The 23,737-nt window shown below is 69.1% G+C and carries 21 protein-coding genes; 6 read left to right on the plus strand and 15 right to left on the minus strand.

Annotated elements, in window-relative coordinates; genetic code table 11:
* Window positions 1-2: 2 nt before the first annotated feature.
* The 7 genes from H165_RS0108430 to H165_RS0108460 are packed head-to-tail and all read right to left on the minus strand — an operon-like array spanning window position 3 to window position 7,578.
* On the minus strand, window positions 3-1,115 hold the full coding sequence (locus tag H165_RS0108430; RefSeq protein WP_040640607.1) for a glycosyltransferase family 4 protein: 1,113 nt from the start codon (window positions 1,113-1,115) through the stop codon (window positions 3-5).
* Complete coding sequence (locus tag H165_RS0108435) at window positions 1,088-2,644, minus strand: GumC family protein (protein ID WP_017938488.1); 1,557 nt, start codon at window positions 2,642-2,644, stop codon at window positions 1,088-1,090. The genes H165_RS0108430 and H165_RS0108435 overlap by 28 nt, the downstream gene beginning before the upstream one ends.
* Before the next feature lie 2 nt (window positions 2,645-2,646).
* Window positions 2,647-3,651 carry a polysaccharide biosynthesis/export family protein gene (locus H165_RS0108440; RefSeq protein WP_017938489.1) on the minus strand — a complete coding sequence of 335 codons (1,005 nt, stop codon included), beginning with the start codon at window positions 3,649-3,651 and terminating at the stop codon, window positions 2,647-2,649.
* Between the two features lie 17 nt (window positions 3,652-3,668).
* Entirely contained in the window at window positions 3,669-4,337 is a 669-nt protein-coding gene (locus H165_RS0108445) for a CpsD/CapB family tyrosine-protein kinase (RefSeq protein ID WP_017938490.1), read from the minus strand.
* Between the two features lie 43 nt (window positions 4,338-4,380).
* Window positions 4,381-5,148, minus strand: coding sequence for a sugar transferase (locus tag H165_RS0108450; protein ID WP_017938491.1), 768 nt, complete (start codon window positions 5,146-5,148; stop codon window positions 4,381-4,383).
* Window positions 5,108-6,220 carry an NAD-dependent epimerase gene (locus H165_RS0108455; RefSeq protein ID WP_017938492.1) on the minus strand — a complete coding sequence of 371 codons (1,113 nt, stop codon included), beginning with the start codon at window positions 6,218-6,220 and terminating at the stop codon, window positions 5,108-5,110. Before H165_RS0108455 ends, H165_RS0108450 begins: the two co-directional genes overlap by 41 nt.
* A complete protein-coding gene (locus tag H165_RS0108460) occupies window positions 6,217-7,578 on the minus strand; it encodes a UDP-glucose dehydrogenase family protein (RefSeq protein WP_026146476.1) in 1,362 nt (453 codons plus the stop codon). The genes H165_RS0108455 and H165_RS0108460 overlap by 4 nt, the downstream gene beginning before the upstream one ends.
* Before the next feature lie 331 nt (window positions 7,579-7,909).
* Here H165_RS0108460 and hslO point away from each other — a divergent pair, with 331 nt between their 5' ends.
* The 4 genes from hslO to H165_RS0108480 all read left to right on the plus strand — a co-directional run bounded on the left by hslO (window position 7,910) and on the right by H165_RS0108480 (window position 12,462).
* Window positions 7,910-8,803, plus strand: coding sequence for an Hsp33 family molecular chaperone HslO (gene hslO / locus H165_RS0108465; protein ID WP_017938494.1), 894 nt, complete (start codon window positions 7,910-7,912; stop codon window positions 8,801-8,803).
* Window positions 8,804-9,006: 203 nt separating this feature from the next.
* Entirely contained in the window at window positions 9,007-10,548 is a 1,542-nt protein-coding gene (locus H165_RS0108470) for a phosphoenolpyruvate carboxykinase (RefSeq protein WP_017938495.1), read from the plus strand.
* A 250-nt stretch (window positions 10,549-10,798) separates the two neighbouring features.
* Window positions 10,799-11,962 carry an iron-containing alcohol dehydrogenase gene (locus tag H165_RS0108475; protein WP_017938496.1) on the plus strand — a complete coding sequence of 388 codons (1,164 nt, stop codon included), beginning with the start codon at window positions 10,799-10,801 and terminating at the stop codon, window positions 11,960-11,962.
* Between the two features lie 65 nt (window positions 11,963-12,027).
* Window positions 12,028-12,462, plus strand: a complete 435-nt coding sequence (locus tag H165_RS0108480; RefSeq protein WP_017938497.1) for an acyl-CoA thioesterase — start codon at window positions 12,028-12,030, stop codon at window positions 12,460-12,462.
* Window position 12,463: 1 nt separating this feature from the next.
* Here the strand turns inward: H165_RS0108480 and H165_RS19125 are convergent, their stop codons facing one another.
* The 5 genes from H165_RS19125 to H165_RS0108500 all read right to left on the minus strand — a co-directional run bounded on the left by H165_RS19125 (window position 12,464) and on the right by H165_RS0108500 (window position 17,830).
* Complete coding sequence (locus tag H165_RS19125; protein WP_211206287.1) at window positions 12,464-12,601, minus strand: hypothetical protein; 138 nt, start codon at window positions 12,599-12,601, stop codon at window positions 12,464-12,466.
* Window positions 12,602-12,969: 368 nt separating this feature from the next.
* Window positions 12,970-13,428 carry a glycine zipper domain-containing protein gene (locus H165_RS0108485; RefSeq protein ID WP_017938498.1) on the minus strand — a complete coding sequence of 153 codons (459 nt, stop codon included), beginning with the start codon at window positions 13,426-13,428 and terminating at the stop codon, window positions 12,970-12,972.
* A 269-nt stretch (window positions 13,429-13,697) separates the two neighbouring features.
* Window positions 13,698-16,007: an FdhF/YdeP family oxidoreductase gene (locus H165_RS0108490; RefSeq protein ID WP_017938499.1), complete on the minus strand. Its 2,310-nt coding sequence runs from the start codon at window positions 16,005-16,007 to the stop codon at window positions 13,698-13,700.
* Window positions 16,004-16,849 (minus strand): formate dehydrogenase accessory sulfurtransferase FdhD, encoded by an 846-nt coding sequence (gene fdhD, locus H165_RS0108495; protein WP_017938500.1) that lies wholly within the window; start codon window positions 16,847-16,849, stop codon window positions 16,004-16,006. Before fdhD ends, H165_RS0108490 begins: the two co-directional genes overlap by 4 nt.
* Window positions 16,850-16,954: 105 nt before the next feature.
* The gene (locus H165_RS0108500) at window positions 16,955-17,830 is read right to left on the minus strand and encodes a LysR family transcriptional regulator (protein ID WP_017938501.1); all 876 of its coding nucleotides are present in this window, start codon (window positions 17,828-17,830) and stop codon (window positions 16,955-16,957) included.
* 336 nt (window positions 17,831-18,166) lie between these two features.
* Between H165_RS0108500 and lysM the strand changes: the two genes are divergently transcribed.
* Window positions 18,167-18,604: a peptidoglycan-binding protein LysM gene (gene lysM, locus H165_RS0108505; protein WP_017938502.1), complete on the plus strand. Its 438-nt coding sequence runs from the start codon at window positions 18,167-18,169 to the stop codon at window positions 18,602-18,604.
* Window positions 18,605-18,680: 76 nt separating this feature from the next.
* Here the strand turns inward: lysM and H165_RS0108510 are convergent, their stop codons facing one another.
* Window positions 18,681-20,060 (minus strand): DUF3482 domain-containing protein, encoded by a 1,380-nt coding sequence (locus tag H165_RS0108510; protein ID WP_017938503.1) that lies wholly within the window; start codon window positions 20,058-20,060, stop codon window positions 18,681-18,683.
* Window positions 20,053-21,438 (minus strand): DUF2868 domain-containing protein, encoded by a 1,386-nt coding sequence (locus H165_RS0108515; RefSeq protein ID WP_017938504.1) that lies wholly within the window; start codon window positions 21,436-21,438, stop codon window positions 20,053-20,055. The genes H165_RS0108510 and H165_RS0108515 overlap by 8 nt, the downstream gene beginning before the upstream one ends.
* 179 nt (window positions 21,439-21,617) lie before the next feature.
* Here H165_RS0108515 and H165_RS0108520 point away from each other — a divergent pair, with 179 nt between their 5' ends.
* The gene (locus H165_RS0108520; RefSeq protein WP_017938505.1) at window positions 21,618-22,133 is read left to right on the plus strand and encodes a dihydrofolate reductase; all 516 of its coding nucleotides are present in this window, start codon (window positions 21,618-21,620) and stop codon (window positions 22,131-22,133) included.
* A gap of 48 nt (window positions 22,134-22,181) precedes the next feature.
* Here H165_RS0108520 and H165_RS0108525 read toward each other — a convergent pair whose 3' ends face one another.
* Window positions 22,182-23,732: a nucleobase:cation symporter-2 family protein gene (locus H165_RS0108525; RefSeq protein ID WP_040640608.1), complete on the minus strand. Its 1,551-nt coding sequence runs from the start codon at window positions 23,730-23,732 to the stop codon at window positions 22,182-22,184.
* Between the last annotated feature and the right edge of the window lie 5 nt (window positions 23,733-23,737).

Raw genomic sequence — 23,737 nt, forward strand, 5'->3', positions numbered from 1 at the left:
CGTCAGCCTCCGAGCGCTTGGCGATACAGGCGCTGCCAGCGTTCGGCCTGGGCCGGCAGGTGGTAGCGGCCGAGCTGGGTGAGGCTGGCCTGGTGGCTGAGGTCCAGGCGCAGCTGGTGGTCGCGCAGCAGGCGTTCCACCTGGTCGATCAGCTGGGCGAGCTCGCCGGGCGGGCTGAGCAGGCCGGATACCTCGTGTTCGAGCACGTCGGGGATGCCGCCGACGGCGAAGGCCGCCACTGGCACGCCGGCCTGCATGGCCTCGAGCAGCACCATGGGGGTGCCTTCGGTGCGCGAGCTGATCACCAGCACGTCGAGGGCGCGCAGCCAGGCCGCCATGTCGGTCTGGTAGCCAGGCAGCAGGATGCGCTCGGTGAGTCCGTTGGCCGCTATGCGCGCCTCCAGAGCCTGGCGTTGCGGGCCTTCGCCGAACAGCATGGCGTGCAGGCGGGGGTGGCGCTGGCAGAGTTCGATGGCCAGCTCGACGAACAGGTCCGGGCCTTTCTCGTGGCTGAGGCGGCCGATGAAGCCGATCAGCGGGGAACACGGGGCGCAGGCCGGGCGCGGCCAGGCGCTCTGCGGCGCCGGCGGCAGGCCGTTGGCGATGACCTGCAGCTTGTTGTGGTGCACCCCGGCCTGGTCGTGCTGGCGGGCGATGCTCTCGGCCACGCAGACCACCTTGCGCACCAGCGGGGTGCGGCACAGCTGCAGGCTCACCCAGGTGTAGAAGCGCTGCTTGCGGTTGCTCGGGGTGAAGCCGTGCTGGGTGGTGATCAGCGGCAGGCCGAAGCGCAGGGCGCTCAGCCAGCCGAACACCAGGCCCTTGAAGCCGTGGCCGTTGAGCAGCGCCGGGCGTGCCTCCGGCTGTGCCAGGAAATGCCACAGTTCGCCCAGGCCGTTGCAGCGGGTCAGGCGCACGCCGGCCTGGCGGAAGCGCTCGACCAGCTCCTCGGGGCCTTCGAGGAGCAGCACGTGGTGCTCCCCCGGAGCGTAGCGGCAGTGGTCCAGGAGCATGCGCTCCAGGCCGTAGAAACCGCCGCTGCCGAGGAGGTGGTAGATGCGCGGTGAGGCTTCCCTAGGCGCCGCACTCAATCGTTCGGCTGCTGCCGTATCCATGGGAGACTCCTCGCACGGGTCGGGGGCGGCAGGGCTTCCTGCTCTGCATTGATGGTCATCAGCACCGGCAGACCGAGCTGCTGGGTGATCTGCGTCGGGTACTTGAAGCGGTGGTCGAACAGCTCGCGGATGTAGCCGACCGCTAGGGCCAGCAGTAGTGCGGTGAGCAGGCCCAGCGGGATGATCAGCAGGGGCTTCGGCGAGCTGGCCTCGCTGGGTTCCAGCGGCCGGCTGAGGATGCGCGCGTTGGACAGGCCGCCGTCGAGCAGCGAGCGGCTGCGGCTTTCCTCGTAGCGTTGGGTGTAGGTGAAGAACGCCTGGTGCAGCGCCTCGGTTTCGGTGTCCAGCTGGCGCAGGCTGCTCTGGGCGTCCTGCAGCTCGCGGATGCGCTTCTTGTATTCGTCGATGCGCTCCTTCTTCTGGGCGATCACTCCGGCGAGCACCTCCAGCTCCTTCTCGCGCTCGCGGATGCGGCTGCCGGCCAGCTGGAGGAACTGCTGGCGGGTGCGCTGGATCTGCGCCAGGGCGGTCTTCATCGGCACGCTGTTCTGCTGGTAGATCTCGCTGTCGAAGCCGTACTGGCTGATCTGCTCGATCAGACGGCTGCTCAGCTGGCGGATCTCGCGGTCCTCGAGGGCCACGTTGTCGACGATGCGGGTGAAGGTGTAGGGGAAGCTGTGGCTGGTCACCTTGGCCTTCTGCGCGGCGTCCAGGGCTTGCTTGAGGTGCTCGAGCCAGCGTTGGTTCTCCAGCTGGCGGTCACGGTGCTGGTTGAGCGCCTGCTCCTCCTGGTTGATGGCGTTGAGGCGGAAGGTGATCTCCTCCTGCGGGTTGGCCGCGCGGATTTCCTCGAGCAGCTTCAGGCGGCGCGTCTCGAGGGCCTTCAGGCGCTCCTGGTACTGGGCCTTCTTCTGTTCGTAGAAGTCTTCCGGCAGGTCGTTGGAGTGCAGTTCGTGGCGCTGCCGCAGGTAGTCGTCGAGCAGCTGGTTGACGAACAGCATGCCGAGCTGCGGGTCGGCGCTGCGGTAGACCACCGAGATGACGTTGGAGCCGGGCAGTGGGGAGATCTCCAGGTCCTCGAGCACCTGCAGGGTGAGCAGGTCGAGGGCCCTGTCGCGGGCCACCGTCTCCTCGCTGCCGAAGAGGTTGCGCAGTGGGTCGATCAGGTTGCTGCTCAGCAGGCTCTTCTCGGGCTGGAAATGGCCTTGTTCGCGCAGCTTGGCGAGGGTGCCGCGGACTAGTTCCGGCGAGCGCAGGATGCTGCTCTCGGTCTCCATGTCGGCCAGGGTCGGCGGCAGGAACTTGTCGGTATCCTGATGCAGAGCGGCGTTGGCGGGGTCGGTCTGCGCCACCTTCTTCGACTGCACCATCACTTCCGCCTCGATGTCGTAGACCTTCTGCATCAGCAGCGGCAGCAGCAGGGCGATGGCGGCGAACACCAGGAACACCCGCCTGATCAGCGGCAGGTTGGCGAACAGGATGCGCAGGAACTCATGCAGCGGGTTCTCGCTTCGGGCTATGGCGTTCATGGCTATTCGCTGTCCTTGTTGTCGACCCGGTACGAGAAGCCGAAGTTGAAGCCGCTGAACAGCACCACGTCGGCCAGCTGCTTGGCGGTGTCGCCGGCTTTGGCCAGGCCGGTGCGCGGCACGTAGAGCAGGTCGTCGGGCTGCAGGTAGGCCATGCTGGCGGCGTTGTCCTTGAGCAGCGCCTTGACGTCGTAGGTGCGCGCCAGCACCTGGTCGCCCTGGCGATGGAGGATCAGCACCGAATCCAGCGCCGCGGTGGTCGGGTTGTGGCCGCGGGCCAGGGTCAGGGCCTCGAGCACCGAGACCGGACGGCGGATCGGGTAGGCGCCGGGCTGGCCCACCTCGCCGAGCACGTAGACCTCGTTGGCCGCGGTGGACTTGAGCAGAACGTCCACCTGCACCGGGCCGACCTCCTTGCGGTAGCGGTCGTTCAGGTAATTTTGCAGCTCCTCGCGGCTCATGCCGCTGAGCCGCACGTTGCCGAGCAGCGGGAAGCTGGCGGTGCCGTCGGCGCCCACGGTGATCTCCCGGCTCATCCCGCTGGAGGGGCTGAACAGGGCGTCGCGCAGCTGCTGGGTGCGACTCTGGCCCTTGGGCACCGACACGGTGATCAGCGGGTTCTGCAGGGTGTCGCGGAAGCGTTCGGTGAGCAGGGTCTGCACCTGGTTGACGGTCAGCCCCTCGACCTTGAGGCTGCCCACGTAGGGCAGGTTGATGGTGCCGTCGGGCATCACCGTCTTCACTCCGGAAAGGCCGTCGGCGGTGAGGAACAGCACCTCCAGGTGGTCGCCGCTCTGGATCCGGTATTCCGAGGTGGAGCCCGTGTCGATGTAGAAGATCACGTCGAGCACGTCCTGCGGACGCAGCAGCAGGGTGACCGGGATCAGTTCGCTGCTGCTCGCCTGCGCCTCGGGGGCGGTGAGGATGCGGGCGGGAATGCTGCTGTCGATTTCCTGGGTGCTGCAGCCGGCCAGGGCGGCAAGCAGCACGAGCGGTAGATGTTTCATGGCGGCTTCCCCTGTCTTTAGAGAAGGTTGTAGAGCCACTTCGGGATGTAGAAGCGGCGCGCGTTGAAGACGCTGCCGAGCAGCTTGGCGTTGGCCTGGCGCAGGCGCTCCACGGCGGCCTGGGCCACTTCCCAGCGGGTCGTCTCGGCGCGCACCACGAGGATCACTCCGTCGGCGAGAGCAGCCAGGCCGAGGGCGTTGCTGCTGCTGTAGACCGCTTCGCTGTCGATCACCACGAAGCGGTACTGGGCGCTCAGGCAGCTGAGCACCCATTCCATGTCCTCGGCGGTGAAGTGCCCGGCGGCGTTGTCCGGCTGGCCGAGCGGCAGCAGATCGAAGGCCTGTCCGGAGATGCGCTGCACGTATTCGTCGATGTGCTTTTCGGGCGCCTCGCTGAGCAGCAGCTCGAACAGCCCGGGGTCGGCGCCCATCCCCAGCCGTGCGCTGAGGCCGTTGCCGGAGGTGTCGGCGTCCACCAGCAGGACCTTGCCCTTGGCGGTCTGGGCCAGCTGCCTGGCCAGACACTGGGCGCTGGTGGTGGTCCCGCAGCCGCTGGTCGGGGCGGTGAGCAGCAGCACCCGGCATTCCTGGTCGAGCACGGTGGCCGCCAGGTTGAGCTCGCTGGGGTTGAGGACCGGCTTGTCGAACCCCAGCAGCAGGGTGCTTTCTTTGGTGAGCATGTTCATGCGGCTGTCTCCCTGATCTGATTGCGAGCCGAGTCGCGCGGGGTCAACTGGCGCCGTGTCCACGCAGGACCTCGGCAGGGGTCTTCAGCAGGATCAGCAGGTCGAGCAGCGGTCCCTGGCGGCGGATGTAGTCCATGTCGAGCTTGACCCGTTCGTCGAAGTCGATGTCGCTGCGCCCGGAGATCTGCCAGAGGCCGGTGATCCCCGGATAGACGCTGAGACGGCTGAGATGGCGGGTGTCGTAGCGGCTGGCGCCGAAGGAGGTGGGCCGCGGGCCGATCAGGCGCATGTCGCCGCGCACCACGTTGAACAGGTTGGGCAGCTCGTCCAGGCTGGTGCGGCGCAGCCAGCGGCCGATCGGGGTCACCCGTGGGTCGTTGTCGATCTTGAAGTCGATGGCGTCGGCGCCGTGCTTGTTCAGGTGACGCAACGACTCCTTCAGCTCCTCGGCGTTGGTCACCATGGTGCGGAACTTGAACATGTTGAAGTGCCGACCGCGGTAGCCGGTGCGGCGCTGCACGAAGAGCACCGGACCGGGGCTGCTCAGCTTGACCAGCACGGCGATGCCCAGCAGCACGGGCAGCAGCAGGACGAGCAGGACCAGGGCGATGCCCGCCTCGGCGTAGCGCTTGGTCCGCGACAGGGTCCAGGGGCGGCCGCCACGTCGGCCGGTGATCCAGCCGCGGTTGTGAACCCACAAGGCCTCTTCGATCTTCTGCCGCTGTTCCGGGTCGCTGCGTTTTTCCCGGACGTGGACTGGTGCGCGCTGCTCAAGGCTCCGTTCGCTGGGGTTGAGGACCGGGGCGTTCATGACTAAGTCCCTCGAATGTCTGTTTGTTGTGGGTGTAGGCAGTCGTCAGCCCCTCGGCAGGGGTGATCTTGTAGTAGTCGGTGAACCAGGCGACGAAGCGGGTCAGCCCTTCCTCGAGGTCGATCCGCGGCTGGAAGTCGGTATCCCGCTGCAGCTCGGCGGTGTCGGCATAGGTGTCGAGCACGTCGCCGGGCTGCAGGGGCAGCAGCTCGCGCCGAGCCTTGCGCCCCAGCAGCCGCTCCAGCAGATCGACGTAGTCGGTCAGGGCCACCGGTCGGCTGCCACCGATGTTGTACAGCCGCCAGGGCGCCCGACTGCTGTCCGCCTGGGGATTCTCGGCATCCCAGTGCGGGTTGCCCCGGGGGGGCTGTGGCAGCAGTCGCACCAGGCTCTCGATGATGTCGTCGATGTAGGTGAAGTCGCGGCGGTGTCGGCCGTGGTTGAACAGGCGCAGCGGCCGGCCCTCGACGATCGCCTGGGCGAACTGGATCGGCGACATGTCCGGCCGGCCCCAGGGGCCGTAGACGGTGAAGAAGCGCAGTCCGGTGGCGGGGATGCCGAACAGGTGGCTGTAGCTGTGAGCCATCAGCTCGTTGGCCTTCTTGCTCGCCGCGTACAGCGACAGCGGATGGTCGACGTTGTCGCGCACCGAGTAGGGGGTGCGCTGGTTGGCGCCGTACACCGAGCTGGACGAGGCGTAGACCAGGTGCCGTACCGGGTGCCGGCGGCAGCCCTCGAGGACGTTGAGGAAGCCCACCAGGTTGCTCTGCACGTAGCTGTGCGGATGTTCCAGCGAGTAGCGCACGCCGGCCTGGGCGGCCAGATGCACCACCACCTCCGGACGCTGCTCGGCGAATAGCCGGGCCATGCCGTCGTCGTCGGCGAGGTCCAGGCGCAGCAGCGGGAAGTCGCCGGCCTCGCGGCGGATCCAGCGCAGGCGGGCTTCCTTCAGCGCCGGGTCGTAGTAGGCGTTGAAGTTGTCCAGGCCGATGACCTCGTGGCCGTCGAGGAGCAGACGACGTACGCAATGGGCGCCGATGAAGCCGGCGGCGCCGGTGACCAGCACCTTCATTGCGCACCTGCCTGGACCTGGTAGGGCGGCACGTGCGGCAGACCGATGCCCAGGTAGTGCAGCCCGGCGGCGGCCACCTGGGCGGGGTTGTAGAGGTTGCGGCCGTCGATGATCAGGCGGTCGCGCAGCTTGCTGGCCAGCAGCTCGAAGTCCACCACCCGGAAGGCCTTCCACTCGGTGCAGATCACCAGGGCGTCGGCATTCTGCAGGGTGTCGTCGCGGGTGGCGCAGAGCACCAAGTCGTCGCGGTAGCCGTAGATGCCCCGGCACTCGGACATGGCCTCGGGGTCGAAGGCGCGCACCGTCGCTCCCTCGCGCCACAGGGCCTCCATCAGGTCGCGGCTGGGCGCCTCGCGCATGTCGTCGGTGTTCGGCTTGAAGGCCAGCCCCCAGATGGCGATGGACTTGCCGGCCAGGCCGTCAGGGTAGTGCTGCTTGAGCTTGCGGAACAGCACCTGGCGCTGCTGCTCGTTGACCTCCTGAACGCTCTGCAGCAGACGCAGCGGCTGGCCGTTGCTGGCCGCGGTGTGCAGCAGGGCGCGCAGGTCCTTCGGGAAGCAGGAGCCGCCGAAGCCGCAGCCGGGGTAGATGAAGTGGTAGCCGATGCGCGGATCGGAGCCGATGCCCTTGCGCACCGCCTCGATGTCCGCCCCCAACTGCTCGGCCAGGTTGGCCAGCTCGTTCATCAGGCTGATGCGGGTGGCGAGCATGGCGTTGGCCGCGTACTTGGTCAGCTCCGCACTGCGGTTGTCCATGAAGATCAGCTTGTCATGGTTGCGGCAGAAGGGCGCGTAGATCTCGGCCAACTGGGCCCGGGCCTCGTCGTCGTCGGTGCCGATGATGATGCGGTCGGGGCGGGTGCAGTCGTTGACCGCGTTGCCTTCCTTGAGGAACTCCGGGTTGGACACCACCCGTACCCGCAGATGGTCCTTGCCCTGGCGGCCGAGCTCCTCGCGGGCGGTAGCCGCTACCTGGCTGGCGGTCCCCACCGGTACCGTGGACTTGATCACCAGGGTGCGGTCCTCCTCCATGTGCCGGGCGATCTCGCGGGTCACCGCCAGTACCTGGCTGAGATCGGCCGAGCCGTCCTCGTCGGGCGGCGTACCGACTGCGATGAAGATCACTTGGCCGTGGATGATGGCGTCGCGGGCCTGGGTGCTGAAGGCCAGGCGGCCGTCGCGCAGGTTGTCCTCGAGGAGTTCGGGCAGGCCCGGCTCCTGGATGGGCGGAACCCCGCGCTGCAGCTGCTGGATCTTCCGTTCGTCGATGTCCACGCAGACGACTCGATGCCCAACGTCTGCCAGGGTGGCTGCTTGGACGAGACCCACATAACCGATACCGAAGACACTGACGTCCATGTTGGCGAACCTCGAATTAGCAGTTGCCGAGCGCTTTTCGTGTGGAGGTATAGGCGATCCGGTCGGGGGGTCAAACAGCCATCCGGGTCTCCGAATTGGCTGTTATTTCGCCAATTTCGCTGATAGCTCTTTGCCCATCAGAGGGTTACGAAGCGAATTTCGAGCTTTTGGTGACGGGAAAATGACTAATCGATCCGACGAACGGACAGATTGACGTTATATTGGCGCTTCTTGGAGGCGGGGGCTTTTATTCCTAAAATCTCGCATTCCGCTTTCGCGGTTCCGGGCCGGTATTCCTGACCGCCCGCCCACCTCCTCTCATGGTTGCGATATGCACGATCCGGATTTTTCTCAGCGTTTCCTCTTCGACGACTACGACGTGCGCGGCGAACTGGTCGCCCTCGACGCCAGCTACCAGCACGTGCTGGCCAAGCACCCCTATCCGGAGCCGGTGGCGCAACTGCTCGGTGAGATGCTGGCGGCCGGGGCGTTGCTGATCGGCACCCTGAAGTTCGACGGCCTGCTGGTGCTGCAGGCGCGTTCCTCGGGCAGCGTGCCCCTGCTGATGGTGGAGTGCTCGAGCGCCGGCGAGGTGCGCGGCATCGCCCGCTACCATGCTGAGCAGATCGGCAGCGGTGACGGCATGCGCGAGATGATGCCCGAGGGGGTGCTGGCGATTACCATCGACCCGGCCGAAGGCCAGCGCTACCAGGGCATCGTGGCCCTCGACGGCGCCAGCCTGGCGGCCAGCCTGTCCGCCTACTTCGCTAACTCCGAGCAGCTGCCCACGCGCTTCTGGCTGAACGCCGACGGCCGGCGTGCCCGCGGGCTGCTGCTTCAGCAGCTGCCCGCCGATCGTCAGAAGGATCCCGAGGAACGTGCCGCGATCTGGCAGCATGTGGTGACCCTGGCGGATACTCTGAATGCCGAGGAACTGCTGGCCTTGGACAACGAGACCCTGCTGCACCGGCTCTACCACCAGGAGGCGGTGCGCCTGTTCGATCCCAGGGTCCTGCGCTTCCGCTGCAGCTGTTCGCGGGAGCGTTCGGCGCGGGCGCTGGTCAGTCTGGGCCAGGAGGAAGCGGAAAAGCTCCTTGCCGAGCGCGGCGGCAGCGTGGAGATCGACTGCCAGTTCTGCAACCAGCGCTACCTGTTCGATGCCGCCGACGTCGCCCAGCTGTTCGCCGGGGGCGGCGTGCAGCCGGCCTCGGAAACCCGCCACTAGGGATACCGGACGATCGCCGCGGATGGCGAACATTGCCGACGGATCTTCGGCAAAGGGCGATGATCGCCCCGCGCACGGATTGAAGGCTGCACGGATGCCGGGCTTTCTGGCATAATCGCGCGCACTTTTTTCTCGCTGTAGTGGTGCCGAGGCTCCTACTACATACCGTTCGGAAGCCCGGCCTAGAGCCGATGGGGACTCACATGACGCAAGCCAATACCGCCGTGTACACCGATATCAGTGCCGCCCAGCTGGTCGAAGAAGCGATCCGCCGGGGCGAAGGCGAACTGGCGGCCAACGGGGCGCTGGTGGTTCGTACCGGTCACCGTACCGGCCGTTCGCCGGCCGACCGCTTCATCGTCGACGAGCCGAGCACCAGCGACGCCATCGCCTGGGGTCCGATCAACCGCAAGTTCCCGGCTGACAAGTTCGATGCCCTGTGGGACCGCGTGGAGACCTTCTGCAAGGCCCAGGACCACTTCGTCTCCCATGTCCACGTCGGCTCCGCGGCGGAACACTACCTGCCGGTGAAGATGACCACCCAGACCGCCTGGCAGAACCTGTTCGGCCGCCAGCTGTTCATCAACCCGGAAACCTATAACCCGGCCGGCAAGCCCGAGTGGCAGGTGCTCAACGTCGCCAACTTCGAGTGCGTGCCGGAGCGTGACGGCACCAATTCCGATGGCTGCGTGATCATCAACTTCGCCCAGCGCAAGGTGCTGATCGCCGGCATGCGTTACGCCGGCGAGATGAAGAAGGCCATGTTCTCGGTGCAGAACTTCCTGCTCCCCGAGAAGGACGTGCTGCCCATGCACTGCGCCGCTAACATCGGCGAAGAGGGCGACGTGACCCTGTTCTTCGGCCTGTCCGGCACCGGCAAGACCACCCTGTCCGCCGACCCGAGCCGCTACCTGATCGGCGACGACGAGCACGGCTGGGGCGAGGGCGTGGTGTTCAACATCGAGGGCGGTTGCTATGCCAAGTGCATCGACCTGTCCGAGAAGAACGAGCCGGTGATCTGGAACGCCATCCGCTTCGGCACCGTGCTGGAGAACGTGGTGCTGGACGCCAACCGCGTCCCGGACTACAGCGACGACAGCCTGACCCAGAACAGCCGTGCCGCCTACCCGCTGGAGTTCGTCGAGAAGCGTTCCGAGAAGAACCTCGGCGGCGAGCCCAACGCGGTGATCTTCCTGACCTGCGACCTGACCGGCGTGCTGCCGCCGGTGTCGGTCCTCAACGAGGAGCAGGCCGCCTATCACTTCCTGTCCGGCTACACTGCCCTGGTCGGCTCCACCGAGATGGGCTCCGGCGGTGGCATCAAGTCGACCTTCTCCACCTGCTTCGGCGCGCCCTTCTTCCCGCGCCCGGCCGGGGTCTACGCCGAACTGCTGATCAAGCGCATCAAGTCCTTCGGCTCCAAGGTCTACCTGGTCAACACCGGCTGGACCGGCGGTGGCTATGGTGTCGGCAAGCGTTTCAGCATCCCCACCACCCGGGCGGTGATCGCCGCCATCCAGAGCGGTGCGCTGGTCGGCGTGGAAACCGAGCACCTGCCGATCATCAACCTGGACGTGCCGAAGGCCGTGCCGGGCGTCGAGACCGTGCTGCTCAACCCGCGCAACACCTGGGCCGACAAGGATGCCTACGACGCTGCCGCCCGCGAGCTGGCCGCCAAGTTCATCGAGAACTTCAAGAAGTTCGAGGTGAGCGACGCCATCCGCAACGCCGGCCCGCAGCTGTAAGCCGCAGTCGCACGCCGCAGAAGCCGCCCCTCGGGGCGGCTTCTGCGTTTGTGGCGCGGGAAAAGGCGGGCTGACGACACGACCAGGGCTCGGTCGACGGCCGGCCTTTCGGCAGCCAGGCTGGCGGATCGCGCCACGGCGGTCTTGACTGCATAGGTCGGGGCCTGACCGCCAGCCCTCGAGCCTCTCCCGCTGGGAGAGGCGCCGGGGCGGCTACAGGGGCGAGCATAACAACAACGAGGATATCGCCATGCAGCCATTCAGCTTCGTCACCACCGCGCAGATCCTCTGCGAATGCGGCGCCGCCGCCCGCCTGGCCGACCTGTGCCGGGAGCGCCAGGCGCGTTCGGTGCTGATCCTCAGCGACCCGGGGATCGCCGCCCTCGGCCTGCTCGACGCAGCGCTCGCCGGCTTCGCCGCCGCCGGATCGAGCGTCACGCTCTACGATCAGGTGTGTGCCGATCCGCCGGAGGCGGTGGTGCTGGCCGCCGTGGAACAGGCCCGGGCGCAGCGCGCCGAGCTGATCGTCGGCTTCGGCGGCGGCAGCTCCATGGACGTCGCTAAACTGGTCGCCCTGCTGGCCCACCCGGAGTGCCGGCAGACGCTCGCCGAGCTGTACGGGGTGGGCAACGCCCGTGGCCGGCGTCTGCCGCTGATCCTGGTGCCGACCACCGCCGGCACCGGCTCCGAGGTCACCCCCATCGCCATCGTCACCACCGGCGAGGCCAGTAAGCAGGGCGTGGTCTCGCCGCTGCTGCTGCCCGATCTGGCGCTGCTGGACGCCGAACTGACCCTCGGCCTGCCTGCCGCGGTGACCGCCGCCACCGGCATCGACGCCATGGTCCACGCCATCGAGGCCTACACCAGCCGGCTGCGCAAGAACCCGCTGTCAGACCTGCTGGCCCGCGAGGCGCTGCGCCTGCTGGCCACCCACTTCGACACTGCGGTGCACGACGGCCGCAACCTTGCGGCGCGCCAGGCCATGCTGCTCGGCGCCTGCCTGGCCGGCCAGGCGTTCGCCAACGCCCCGGTGGCGGCGGTGCATGCCCTGGCTTATCCGCTCGGCGGGCACTGCCACATCCCCCACGGCCTGGCCAATGCCCTGGTGCTGCCCCACGTGCTGGGCTTCAACGCCGAAGTGACGGCGCCGCTGTACGCCGAGCTGGCGCCGCTGGTACTCGGCCCGCGTCTGCAGCCCGGCACGCCCCTGGACGTCTGCGAGCAACTGATCCTCGCCCTGGCCGATTTCAGCGAGCGCAGCGGCCTGCCCGCTCGCCTGCGCGAGGCCGGGGTGCCGGAGTCGCTGCTGCCGCAGTTGGCCGCCGAGGCCATGCAGCAGCAGCGCCTGCTGGTGAATAATCCCCGCGAACTCAGCGAGGCCGACGCCCTGGCGATCTACCAGGCGGCCTACTGAACGCCAGCCAATCCATGCACCGGACCGCCACGGCGCGGTGGTCCGAACCGATGCCAAGGAATTCCATGAGCCAGCCCCGTCACCTGCGCAGCGACTACCGCCACTTCCAGCCGATCACCACCCGCTGGCACGACAACGACCTCTACGGCCACGTCAACAACGTTGTTTACTACAGCTACTTCGACAGCGCGGTGAATACCTACCTGATCGAGCGCGGCGGACTGGACATCCACACCGGCCAGGTGGTCGGCTTCGTGGTCAGCTCGGCCTGCGACTACTTCGCCTCCATCGCCTTCCCCGAGCGCATCGAGGTCGGCCTGCGGGTCGGCAAACTGGGCAACAGCTCGGTGCAGTACGAGCTGGCGATATTCAAGGCCGGCGAGGAGGAAGCCTGTGCCGCCGGGCGCTTCGTCCACGTCTTCGTGGACCGCCGGAGCAACCGCCCGGTGGCCATCCCCGAGACGCTGCGTGCGGCCCTGGCGGCCTTGCTGACGGACTGAGTCAGGGCGCCGCGGCGAGTGCCGCGCGCCGCCCGCGCGACAGGTCGAGGCCGGCGACTGAGTAGCTGCCGGTGATCGGCATGGTTAGCCAGTTACACAGGGCGTAGGTCATGGGGCCGGGGATCGTCGAGAGCCTCATCACTTGGCCACGCAGGCCGAAGAACCCCGCAGGTGGTGCCAGCCACAGGCGCTTCCTGCAGCCCGGTACGGCGGCGCCCAGCAGCGATGCGCTGAGGATGATCGGCGCGCAGAAGCGGGTGAGGGTATCCGGCCACCCCGGCGACGAAATAGACGCTGAACACCGCGATGACCGCTACCGTGGTGCAGTCGGAGCTGGCGAAGTCGTACATCGCTCAGGCCCGGATTTCGTCGCGGCTGACGCAGGGGCCGGGGCATGAGGGGCTCCGTTGGCAGGAAGATGCCTTCGAACTTGGCTGGCCGGGGATGACGTGGGCCGGGCGCTGGAAGACGGCAGGCGCACCGGCGCGAGGCCGGTGCGCGTGTGGCTCAGTGATGGTGGTGGCGGTGCTTGTGCTTCGGATGGTGCTTGTGCGGATGGGGGTGGCGATGACCGACGTAGCGGCGGTCGTGACGGTCGTCGTTGTAGCTCTTCATGCCGTAGTGGTTACCGATCGCGCCGCCGGCGCCGCCACCCAGTGCCGCGCCGATCAGGCCGCCGGTGGTGCCGCCGACCTGATTGCCGACCACATTGCCGCCGGCTGCGCCCAGGGCACCGCCGATCGCCGCCTCGGTACGGCTGTGCCGATCCGCGCCCACCGCACTGCCGGCCGCGCCGCCGATGCCGGCGCCGATGGCCGCGCCGGTGGAGCCGCCGACCTGGTTGCCGACCACGGAGCCGAGCACGCCGCCCAGGGCGCCGCCGACACCCGCACGGGTGTCGCTGCCTGCCATCGCCGCGCCGCTGACCAGGCCCAGAGAGATCAGGAGAATCGAGAGACGTTTCATACGAGGGCGAACCTTGTGCTTGTGACTGGTGATGAGCAGATGCTGGGTTCGCCTCGGGACCTTCTCAAGTGCCGGCAGACGAGCGGTAGCGACTTTTTTGCAAGTCTGTAGCCAAGTGTTTTTCAAGGGAACTTCGCTGTGTTGGAGGGCTCAAAGCCCCCTCGCCCGCGCGGCATGGCGGGGTTGTTCGATAGCATTCCAATGGCAGTTTGATGGCTGATTGATGGCCGTGCCGGGAGGTCGGTCAGGGCCTCCCGGCAGGGCGGAGGTCAGAGGATGCGCCCGTCGTGGCGGGCCGGCTCCAGGCGGATGGCGACGAACTTGGAGGTGGGCGTGAAGCTGCCGGCGCCGAAGCTTTCCAGTGGCACCAGCGGGTTGGTTTCCGGGTAGTAGGCCGCCGCCTGGCCGGCCGGGATGTCGTAGGCCAGCAGGGTGAAGCCGTGCACCCGGCGCTCCACGCCGTCGGCCCACAGCGAGCGGATGTCCACCTTCTGCCCCGGCTTGAAGCCCAGACGCAGGATGTCCGCCTCGTTGGCGAACAGTACCCGGCGCTCGCCCCTGACCCCACGGTAGCGGTCGTCCAGGCCGTAGATGGTGGTGTTGTACTGGTCGTGGGAGCGCAGAGTCTGGAGGATCAGCTGCGGCTCCTCGGGCAGTTCGGCGTGGAGCAGCGAGGCGGGCAACTGGTTGGCCTGGAAGCGCGCCTTGCCGCTCGGGGTGTTCCACTCGCGGCGCGCCGCGGCGTTGCCCAGGTAGAAGCCACCCGGCGCGGCGATGCGTTCCTCGAAATTGGCGAAGCCGGGGATGGTCTCGGCGATCAGCGCGCGGATCCGCGCGTAGTCCTCCACCAGCCACAGCCAGTCCACCGGCCAGGCGCCCAGGGTGGCGTTGGCGATCCCGGCGACGATCGCCGGCTCCGAGCGCATCTGCGCGGACAGCGGGCGCAGCTGGCCGTAGGAGGCGTGCACCATGCTGAAGGAGTCCTCGACGGTCACCGCCTGCTCGCCGCCGGCCTGCAGGTCGATGTCGGTGCGTCCCAGGCAGGGCAGGATCAGCGCGTCGCGGCCGTGCATCAGGTGGCTGCGGTTGAGCTTGGTACTGATCTGCACGGTCAGCGCGCAGTTGCGCAGCGCCTGGTGGGTGCGCGAGCTGTCCGGGGTGGCCTGGGCGAAGTTGCCGCCGAGGCCGATGAACACCTTGCTGCGCCCCTCCAGCATGGCCTGGATGGCTTCCACCGTGTTGTGTCCGGGATGCCGCGGCGGGGCGAAGCCGAAGCGCCGCTCCAGGGCGTCGAGCAGGGCCGCCGGCGGGCGGTCGTTGATGCCCACGGTGCGGTCGCCCTGCACGTTGCTGTGGCCGCGTACCGGGCAGAGGCCGGCGCCCGGCTTGCCGACGTTGCCACGCAGCAGCATCAGGTTGGCGATCTCCTGGATGGTGGCCACCGAATGGCGGTGCTGGGTGATGCCCATGGCCCAGCACATCACCACCCGCTCGGCGCCGGCATACAGACGCGCCAGCTCCTCGATCTCGGCCAGGCGCAGGCCGGACTGCGCCTCGATGGCCTGCCATTCGCTGGCCTCCACGGCCGCCAGGTAGGCGTCCAGGCCCTCGGTGTGGCGGGCGATGAAGTCGTGGTCGAAGACGCTGCCGGGGGCCTCGCGCTCCCATTGCAGGAGGAACTTGGCCATGCCGCGCAGCAGCGCCAGGTCGCCGCCCAGAGCCGGGCGGAAGTAGTGGGTGTGGGTCGCTCGCGAGCGGTTGCCGAGCATCTCCAGGGCGTGCTGCGGGTGCTGGAAGCGCTCCAGGCCGCGCTCGCGCAGCGGGTTGACGCAGACCACCCGGGCGCCGCGGGCCACCGCCTCGCGCAGTGGCTCGAGCATGCGCGGGTGGTTGGTGCCGGGGTTCTGGCCGAGCACGAAGATGGCGTCGGCCTGGTGCAGGTCGGCGAAGGTCACGGTGCCCTTGCCGACCCCGATGCTCTGCCCGAGGGCCACGCCGCTGGCCTCGTGGCACATGTTCGAGCAGTCCGGGAAGTTGTTGGTGCCGTAGGCGCGGACGAACAGCTGGTAGAGATAGGCGGCCTCGTTGCTGGCCCGCCCGGAGGTGTAGAACTCGGCCTGGTCGGGGCTTTCCAGGGCGCGCAGGTGACGGGCGATCAGCGCGAAGGCGTCGTCCCAGCTGATCGGCACGTAGCGGTCGATGGCCGCGTCGTAGCGCATCGGCTCGGTGAGCCGGCCCTGGTACTCCAGCCAGTAGTCGCTCTGCTCGCGCAGGGCGCTGACGCTGTGGCGGGCGAAGAAAGCGGCGTCCACCCGGCGCTGGGTGGCTTCCCAGTTGACCGCCTTGGCGCCGTTCTCGCAGAAGTTCACCCGGCCGCTGTCCGGCGACTCGCCCCAGGCGCAGCCGGGGCAGTCGAAGCCGCCGTGCTGGTTGGTCTTCAGCAGGGTGCGGATGTTCTTCAGGGCGTTGTCGCTCTCCAGCCAGTGGCGGGTCACGCTGCGCAGCGCGCCCCAGCCTCCGGCCGGGCCTTGGTAGGGCTTGAAGCGACGGGGCGGACGTTCCTGGATGCGGTGGGTCATGCGGCAGACTCCGGGCTGTACACGCGCGGCTGGGCGCGTTGCGGCAGATGGATCAGGTTGAGCTGGTGGCGGCGCGCCCATTGCACGGCCAGGCCGGTGGGGGCGCTGAGGCTGACCAGGGTGTGGATGCCGGCGCGCAGCACCTTGTGGATGAGCTCCAGGCTGCAGCGGCTGGTGACGATGGCCAGGCCGCCGTGCAGCGGCTGACGCTGGCGCAGCAGAGCGCCGATCAGCTTGTCGAGGGCGTTGTGCCGGCCGATGTCCTCGCGGGCCAGGCGCAGCTCGCCCTGGGCGTCCATGAACAGCGCCGCGTGCACCGCGCCGCAGTGCCGGCCGAGCGGTTGCCAGGCGGCGATCCGCGGGCGCAGCTCGTGCAGCCAGGCGAGCGGCGGCAGGGGCGCCGGACTCAGGCTCGGCAGGTTGGGCAGCGCCTGCTCCAGGGCTTCCACGCCGCATAGCCCGCAGCCGCTGCTGCCGGCCAGGCGGCGGCGCTGCTGCTTGAGACGCCAGAAGGCGCGGTTGCTGATCTGCACCTCGGCCTGGCGGGCGGCACCGGTGCCGCCCAGACGGATGTCATAGATGTCGTCGATGGAGTCGACGATGCCGCTGCCCAGGCTGAAGCCGACCACGAAGTCTTCCAGGTCGGCGGGCGAGACCAGCATCACCGCCTGGCTGATGCCGTTGAAGGCGATGGCCAGGGCGACTTCCTCAGCCAGCTCGGCGTCCGCCGGGGCGGTTTCGCCGCAGGTGTCCAGGTAACGGTAGGTGGAGCTGGCTTCGGCCAGCTCGGTGGCAAGACGACTCTCCGCCTCGTTGGAGCGGGGCTGGTGCAAGGCAGGCATGGCAGGCAAACCACTGATGGTGCTTTTTTGACCAGCCTAGGCCGCGCTGCCCGGTGCGTCTAATCGCGAGTTTCGATGTCTTGATAGAGGGGCTCGATGATGGCTCTAGATAGCCTCGTCCAGGGCCGCGAAGCAGGCCTCGGCAAGGGCCGAGCGCGGCTCGCCGCGGCGCATGATCAGCCCCAGCGGGGCCAGGGTGTGGGCGTCCTCGATGGGTTGCAGGCAGAGGTGCTCGCCCAGCTCCAGGCCGCAGGGCAGCGGCATCACCGCGCAGCACAGGCCGCCCTGCACGGCCTGCAGCAGCTGGTGCACGGCGTCGGTTTCCAGCACCGGCTCGGGACGCAGGCCGCGGCTGCGGAAGGCGTGGTCGATGGACTGACGGAAGTGCATGCCGCTGCTCAGCAGGCCGAGGGGCAGTTCGACCAGCGCCTCCCAGCGCAGCGGCGCGGTCTCGAAGCGGAAGTGGCGGCGGTCGTGGAGCAGGCCCATGCGGGTTTCCTGCAGCGGGCGGAACTCGAAGTGCTCGGCGTCCAGGCGGTCCAGGTAGGAGAGGCCGACGTCCAGGCGGTTGCTGGCCAACTGGTCGAGGATCTGCCCGGAGCTCAGCGAGGAGAGCACGAAGCGCAGGTGCGGATGGCGGCGGTGCAGGCGCTGCAGCAGGGGCACCGGGTCGAAGCTGGAGAGCGGCACCACGCCGAGGCGCAGGGTGCCGCTGAGGCTGCCGCGGCAGGCCGCTGCCTCGGCGTACAGGCCGTCGTGGGCAGCCAGCAGGGTGCGCGCCCAGGCCAGCACCCGCTCGCCGGCCTCGGTGAAGCCTTCGAAGCGCTGTCCGCGGCGCACCAGAGGTAGCTGCAGCTCCTCCTCCAGGTTGCGCAGGCGCATCGACAGGGTCGGCTGGGTGACATGGCAGCGCGCCGCTGCCTGGCCGAAGTGGCGGGTTTCGTCGAGGGCGACGAGGAATTTCAGTTGCTTGATGTCCATGGGCCGCTCCGGCAGCGAGGTGCCGGGGATTCTAGCGCGCCGCTGCGGTGGGCGCTGGACCGGCCCTCAGCCCCGATCCCGCTCCGGCGAGTGGGATCGGGAGATGTAGGGAAGGCCCGCGATTTCCTCCGTGGTGCAGCGGCGGCGCAGTCGCGGCGATCACGGATGCTCCATCGCCCTTCGGGGGAGTCCGGGGAGAGAGGGAGAACTTGTCGGCGCCGGCGTGGTCGATTCACTCGGCGAGGCTGACGATGGCCGGATACTGGCTAGACTCAGCTGGCTGGTGTCCCCTTCGCCGGGGCCGCCGTTCGGACTAGCCACAGGGAGAACACCTAGATGAGCATCTTTGCATTCGTGAAGGAAGCAGGCGAGAAGTTGTGGGACACGCTGACCGGCAACGAGGCCCGGGCGGCGGAAACGCTCAAGGAGCATGTGGCCAAGGTGGGACTGGGCAATCCCGACATCCAGTTGACGGTGGAGGGGGACAAGGTGATCGCCGCCGGCGAGGTGGCCAGTCAGGAAGAGAAGGAGAAGATTCTCCTGGCCCTTGGCAACGTCGCCGGGGTGGGCGAGGTGGAGGACCGCATCACGGTGGCCGCGCCGGCACCGCAGGCGCGTTTCGTCACGGTGAAGAAGGGCGACACCCTGAGCGCCATCGCCAAGGCCGAGTACGGCAACGCCAACCTGTACATGAAGATCTTCGAGGCCAACAAGCCGCTGCTCAGCCATCCGGACAAGATCTATCCGGGGCAGGTGCTGCGCATTCCCGAATGAGACCGCCGGCGGTCCGGCAGTGGCCGGGCCGCTGCGGCATGACCTGGACGCCCCGCTTCGCGGGGCGTTTCGCGTTCTAGAGGTGCTCGGCGGCCAGGGCGTCGAGCAGGGCCTGGCGCTCGGGGTCGCCGAGGCGCGCGCCAGGGTTCAGCGCCGACCATTCCGGATGGGCGCGGGCCTTGCGCAGCGCCTCGGGCAGCCTGCCTTCGCGCCATTCGCGGTCCTGCGGGCAGTCCAGGCGGATCGCCTCCAGTGCGGCATGACCGCGCGCTTCCAGGGCCTGCAGCAGCTGGCGCTGGCGCAGGGCGAGCAGGCGCAGCACGGCGTCGTCCACGGTCAGTTCGCGCTGCCCCTTGAGCTTGCCGAGCAGACGCTGGCCGTAGTGGCGGGCGGTCTGCGCGCCACCGCCGGCGAGGGCGCCGAGCAGGGTTGCGGCGCCCAGGCTGAGGCCGCCGACCAGCAGGTCCAGGCCGGCGCCGGCCGCCGCTCCGGCGGCCATCCCGCTGCCCAGCTTGATGCCCAGCTGCCTGAGGGTTTCCGGGTTGAACAGGTCGTCGCCCCAGCGCCCGTCGAGCAGTGGCAGGTCGCCGGCATCGGCGTCCTCGCGGCGGAACGCGTAGAGGCGCAGCAAGGCCTCGACGCAGCGCTGTTCGCGCTGGCGCACCGCTGCGTGCAGCTCGCGGATCGCGCCCTGCTCCAGTACCGGCTGGGCGGCCACGCTGCGCCGGCAGGCGGCGACGTCCACCAGCAGCTCGGCGATCAGCCGCGCGCCGCTGGCGCGGCGTGCCGCCACCTGCGCCTCGTGGTCGGCGATCAGCCGGTCCAGGCGCGCGCGGGCCGGCTCGAGGAGCAACGCCAGGCTCTCGTAGAGGCGCCGCTCGCCGTCCAGCGGCGGCGCCACCGTGTCGAAGCGCACCAGAGCGTGCAGGCCCAGGCGGGCCAGCGCTTCGCGCCATTCCGGCTCGCGTTGGCGCTGGTCGCGCACGAAGTTGAGCACGGGCAGCAGCGGCCGGCCGGCCATGGCCAGCACCGCCAGTTCGTCGCGGTACTTGGCGAGGACCGGCTCGCGGGCGTCGATCACGTAGAGCCCGGCATCGCTGGCCAGCAGTTGGCGCAGCACCTTGGCTTCCTGCTCGTAGCGCTGGCGGGCTTCGGCGCCGTCGAGGAAGCGTGTCAGGCGCGCCGGGCCGTCGAGGCGCTCGCCGGGGCGGTCGAGGCGTTCCAGGTAGTCGAGCAGGGCGATGGCGTCCTCCAGGCCGGGGGTGTCGTAGAGCTCCAGGAGCGCCTCGCCGTCGACGTAGAGGCGCGCGCCTTCCACGTGGCGGGTGGTGCTCGGCCGGTGGGAGACTTCGCCGAAGTCCACGTCGCGGGTCAGGGTGCGCAGCAGGGAGGTCTTGCCGACGTTGGTGTGGCCGACCACGGCAAGCCGGATGGGGGCGGAGTGGCTCTCAGTCATGTCCGCTCTCCAGCCAGTTCAGTGGTGCGCGGTCACTCCAGCTCAGGCCGAGGCCGGCCAGCGCCGCGTGCCAGTCGCCGAGGCGTGCGCGGTCCAGCACCTCGCCGGGCGGCGGGGGGAGTAGCCAGATGCGCGTGCTGGCGGCGCTATGCGCCAGCTCGCCGAGCAGCGCCAGGGTGCCGCGGTCCGGCGAGCGGCGCGGGTCGCAGGCGATCAGCAGGCGCTCGGCCGGGAAGCGGCTCAACTGGTCGAGCAGGCGCTGGCGTTGCTCGCGGCTGTCGAGGATTCCGGCATTCGCCACCCCGGCGGGCAGGACCGGTGGCCAGGGACGGCTGGGGTCCAGCTCCACGGCCACCAGCAGGGCGCCGCTGCCGGCTGCGCTGGGCACGCCGCCCAGGGGCTCACTGAGCCGCGCCGGGGCCTGGTCGAGCACCCCGAGGCGCTCGCTGGAGGGCTGCAAGCGTTCGCGCAGCAGGCGGTAGGCGGGCAGCTCGAGGTCCAGGCGCAGGCGTGCACGGCCGTGGTGCCAGCGCCAGACGCAGAGCAGGCACAGCACCAGGCGCGGCAGCAGGCCGTAGACCACCAGCACGCCGAGCAGCCAGCCCGACCAGGCGCGGCGCGCCGCCTCGCTGGCCAGGGCGCTGTCGCCGCTGGCGCGGATCATCTCGGGGTCCGGCAGGGCAAAGCCGAGCAGCGCCGGCAGGGCTCCGAGAGCCTGGGTGAGGCTGATGAAGGTGTCGCTGGCGAGAATGCTGGTTTCCCAGACGAAGTCGTAGCGGCGGGTGGCGAGCAGGGCGAGGAGCAGCACGGCGGCGGCCAGCAGGGCGAGCAGCCAGAGGCCGTGGACCAGCAGGCCGAGCGCCCAGCGGCCTAGCCGGCGGCGCTCCAGCACCAGCAGCAGGGCCGGAGCCAGCTGGGCGATGCGCGCGTCGCGGGCCAGCTTGCCGCTCAGCCACAGCCAGAGCCGGCCCAGGGCACCGCCCCCGGCGAAACGCAGGCCGAGCAGCCAGCCGGCCAGGCTCAGCAGGTGCAGGCCGAGCAGGCTGCCCAGCGCCCAGAACACGTTGACCGGGCGCAGTCCGTCGCCGAGCGCCGCGAAGGCCAGCCCGGCACCGCCGCCGGCGGCCAGCACCAGCAGCACCAGCGCGGCCAGGCGGGCGCCCTGCTGCCAGTGGCGCAGGCCGTCGAGCAGTCCGTCGCGCTCGGCGAGCAGCAGGGCGCGGCGCTCGATGCGCTGGGCCAGCTCGCCGCCGGCGGCGCTGGCGCGGCGGTTGGCCTCGCCGTCGTCGAGCGGGCCGGCCTGTTCCTCGCGCAGGCGGACGGCTTCGCACAGCCAGAGGCGCTCGAGGGAGGAAAGACGGGTGATGGCGTCGGTCACGCGGGCTCCGAGGGTCCGGGTCGGGACATGAGGATAACCGTTGCGGCGTGCCGCCGACACTGCGCGCCCATCCAAGGACAGGGCGCAGCCCGACCCGATGCGCCGCTAGGCTGGCGCCCATCGCCGGACCGGGCTGGTATGCTGCGCCGGCGCTTAGCCTTCGATTCTCAGGAGATCCCATGAGCGAAACCCGTCTGCCCCTGGCGCTGATCGCCGCCCTTGGCGAGAACCGCGTGATCGGTATCGACAACCGCCTGCCCTGGCACCTGCCCGCCGACCTCAGGCACTTCAAGGCGCTGACCCTCGGCAAGCCGATCATCATGGGCCGCAAGACCTGGGATTCCCTGGGCCGGCCGCTGCCCGGGCGCCTCAACCTGGTGGTCAGCCGCCAGGCGGGGCTGCGTCTGGAGGGGGCGGAAGTCTTCGCCTCGCTGTCGGCGGCCATCGCCCGCGCCGAGCAGTGGGCCCGCGCGGAGGAGGCCGAGGAGATCATGCTGATCGGCGGGGCGCAGCTGTATGCCGAGGCGCTGCCGCTGGCCCAGCGCCTGTACCTGACCCGGGTGGCGTTGAGCCCGGCGGGGGATGCCTTCTTCCCGGCCTTCGACGCGGCTGACTGGCACCTGGCGTCGAGCATCGAGCATCCGGCCGGCGAGGGGACGCCGGCGTATGCCTTCGAGGTGTGGGACCGCAAGTAGGGCGCCGTAGCCCCGGCGGCTCGTGGCCCGGGAGCGCCCGGCCCCGGCTCAGCCGCCGCTAGGGCTGGTGGCGGTCGGGGTGGGGCCGCTGACCCGCGGCTGCGCCTCGGAGGCCGGGGCGTGCTCGTCGGCATCGACGATGGTCACCTCGTGGCCCTCGGCGTCGTACAGCTTGCCGTCGCGGAAGTAGTCGCCGTCGTTCAGCATGGCGATGTCCTGGTAGCGCAGGGTGCGCTCGCTGGCGGCGACGAACACCGACTGTTGGTCCGAGTTGCCGGCCTTCAGGTGGTTGAAGATCAGGTTGAGGAGGATCGCCATGATCGCCGCCGAGCTGATCCCGGAGTGGAAGATGGTCTCGAACCAGTCCGGGAAGTGGTGGTAGAAGTTCGGCGCGGCGATCGGGATCATCCCGAAGCCGATCGAGGTGGCGACGATGATCAGGTTCATGTTGTTGCGGTAGTCCACCTTGGACAGGGTGCGGATGCCGCTGGCCGCCACGGTGCCGAACAGCACCACGCCGGCGCCGCCGAGCACCGCGGTGGGTACCGCGGCGATCAGCCGGCCCATCACCGGCAGCAGACCGAGGGTCACCAGGATCAGCCCGGCGGTGGCCACCACGTAGCGGCTCTTCACCCCGGTGACCGCCACTAGGCCGACGTTCTGGGCGAAGGCGCTCTGGGTGAAGGAGCCGAAGAACGGCGCCAGGGAGCTGGAGATCATGTCCGCGCGCAGGCCGTTGCCGAGGCGCCGGGAATCCACCTTGGTGCCGATGATCTCGCCCACCGCGAGGATGTCTGCGGAAGTTTCCACCAGGGTGACGATGATCACGATCAGCATCGACAGGATGGCGGCGACCTGGAACTCCGGCATGCCGAAGTGCAGCGGAGTGGGCATGGCCACCAGCGGGCCTTCCAGCACCCCGGAGAAGTCGGTCATGCCGCAGGCCATGGCCACCAGAGTGCCGATCACCATGGAGAGCAGGATCGACAGCCGCGAGATGCTGGCGCTGCCCAGCTTGCTGAGCAGCAGCACGGTGCCCAGGGTGAAGGCTGCCAGGCCGATGTTGGCCATGCTGCCGAAGTCCGCCGCCTGGCTGTTGCCGCCCATCGCCCAGCGCGCGGCGACCGGCATCAGGGTTAGGCCGATGGTGGTGATGACGATGCCGGTGACCAGCGGCGGGAAGAACTTGGTGATCCGCGAGAACACCGGGGTGATCAGCAGGCCGATCAGCGAGGCGCCGATCATCGCGCCGAGCACCACCGGCATGCCGCCGGCGCCGTTGCCGCCGAGGATCGCGATCATGGTCGCCACCCCGGCGAAGGACACACCCTGCACCAGTGGCAGCTGGCAGCCGAAGAAAGGCAGGCCGAGGGTCTGCAGCAGGGTCGCCAGGCCGCCGGCGAACAGCGAGGCGGCGATCAGCAGGCCTATGTCGGCGGGCGACAGCCCCGCGGCCTGGCCGACGATCAGCGGCACCGCCACGATGCCGCCGTACATGGTCAGCACGTGCTGCAGGCCGTAGGCGAGGTTGGCGCCGATTCCGAGGTTTTCATCTTCCGGACGCTGCACCGGAGACGGGCTTGCGGAGGAGACAGTCATGGTGG

The organism is Pseudomonas thermotolerans DSM 14292 (genome assembly GCF_000364625.1).
Taxonomy (GTDB): Bacteria; Pseudomonadota; Gammaproteobacteria; order Pseudomonadales; family Pseudomonadaceae; genus Aquipseudomonas; species Aquipseudomonas thermotolerans.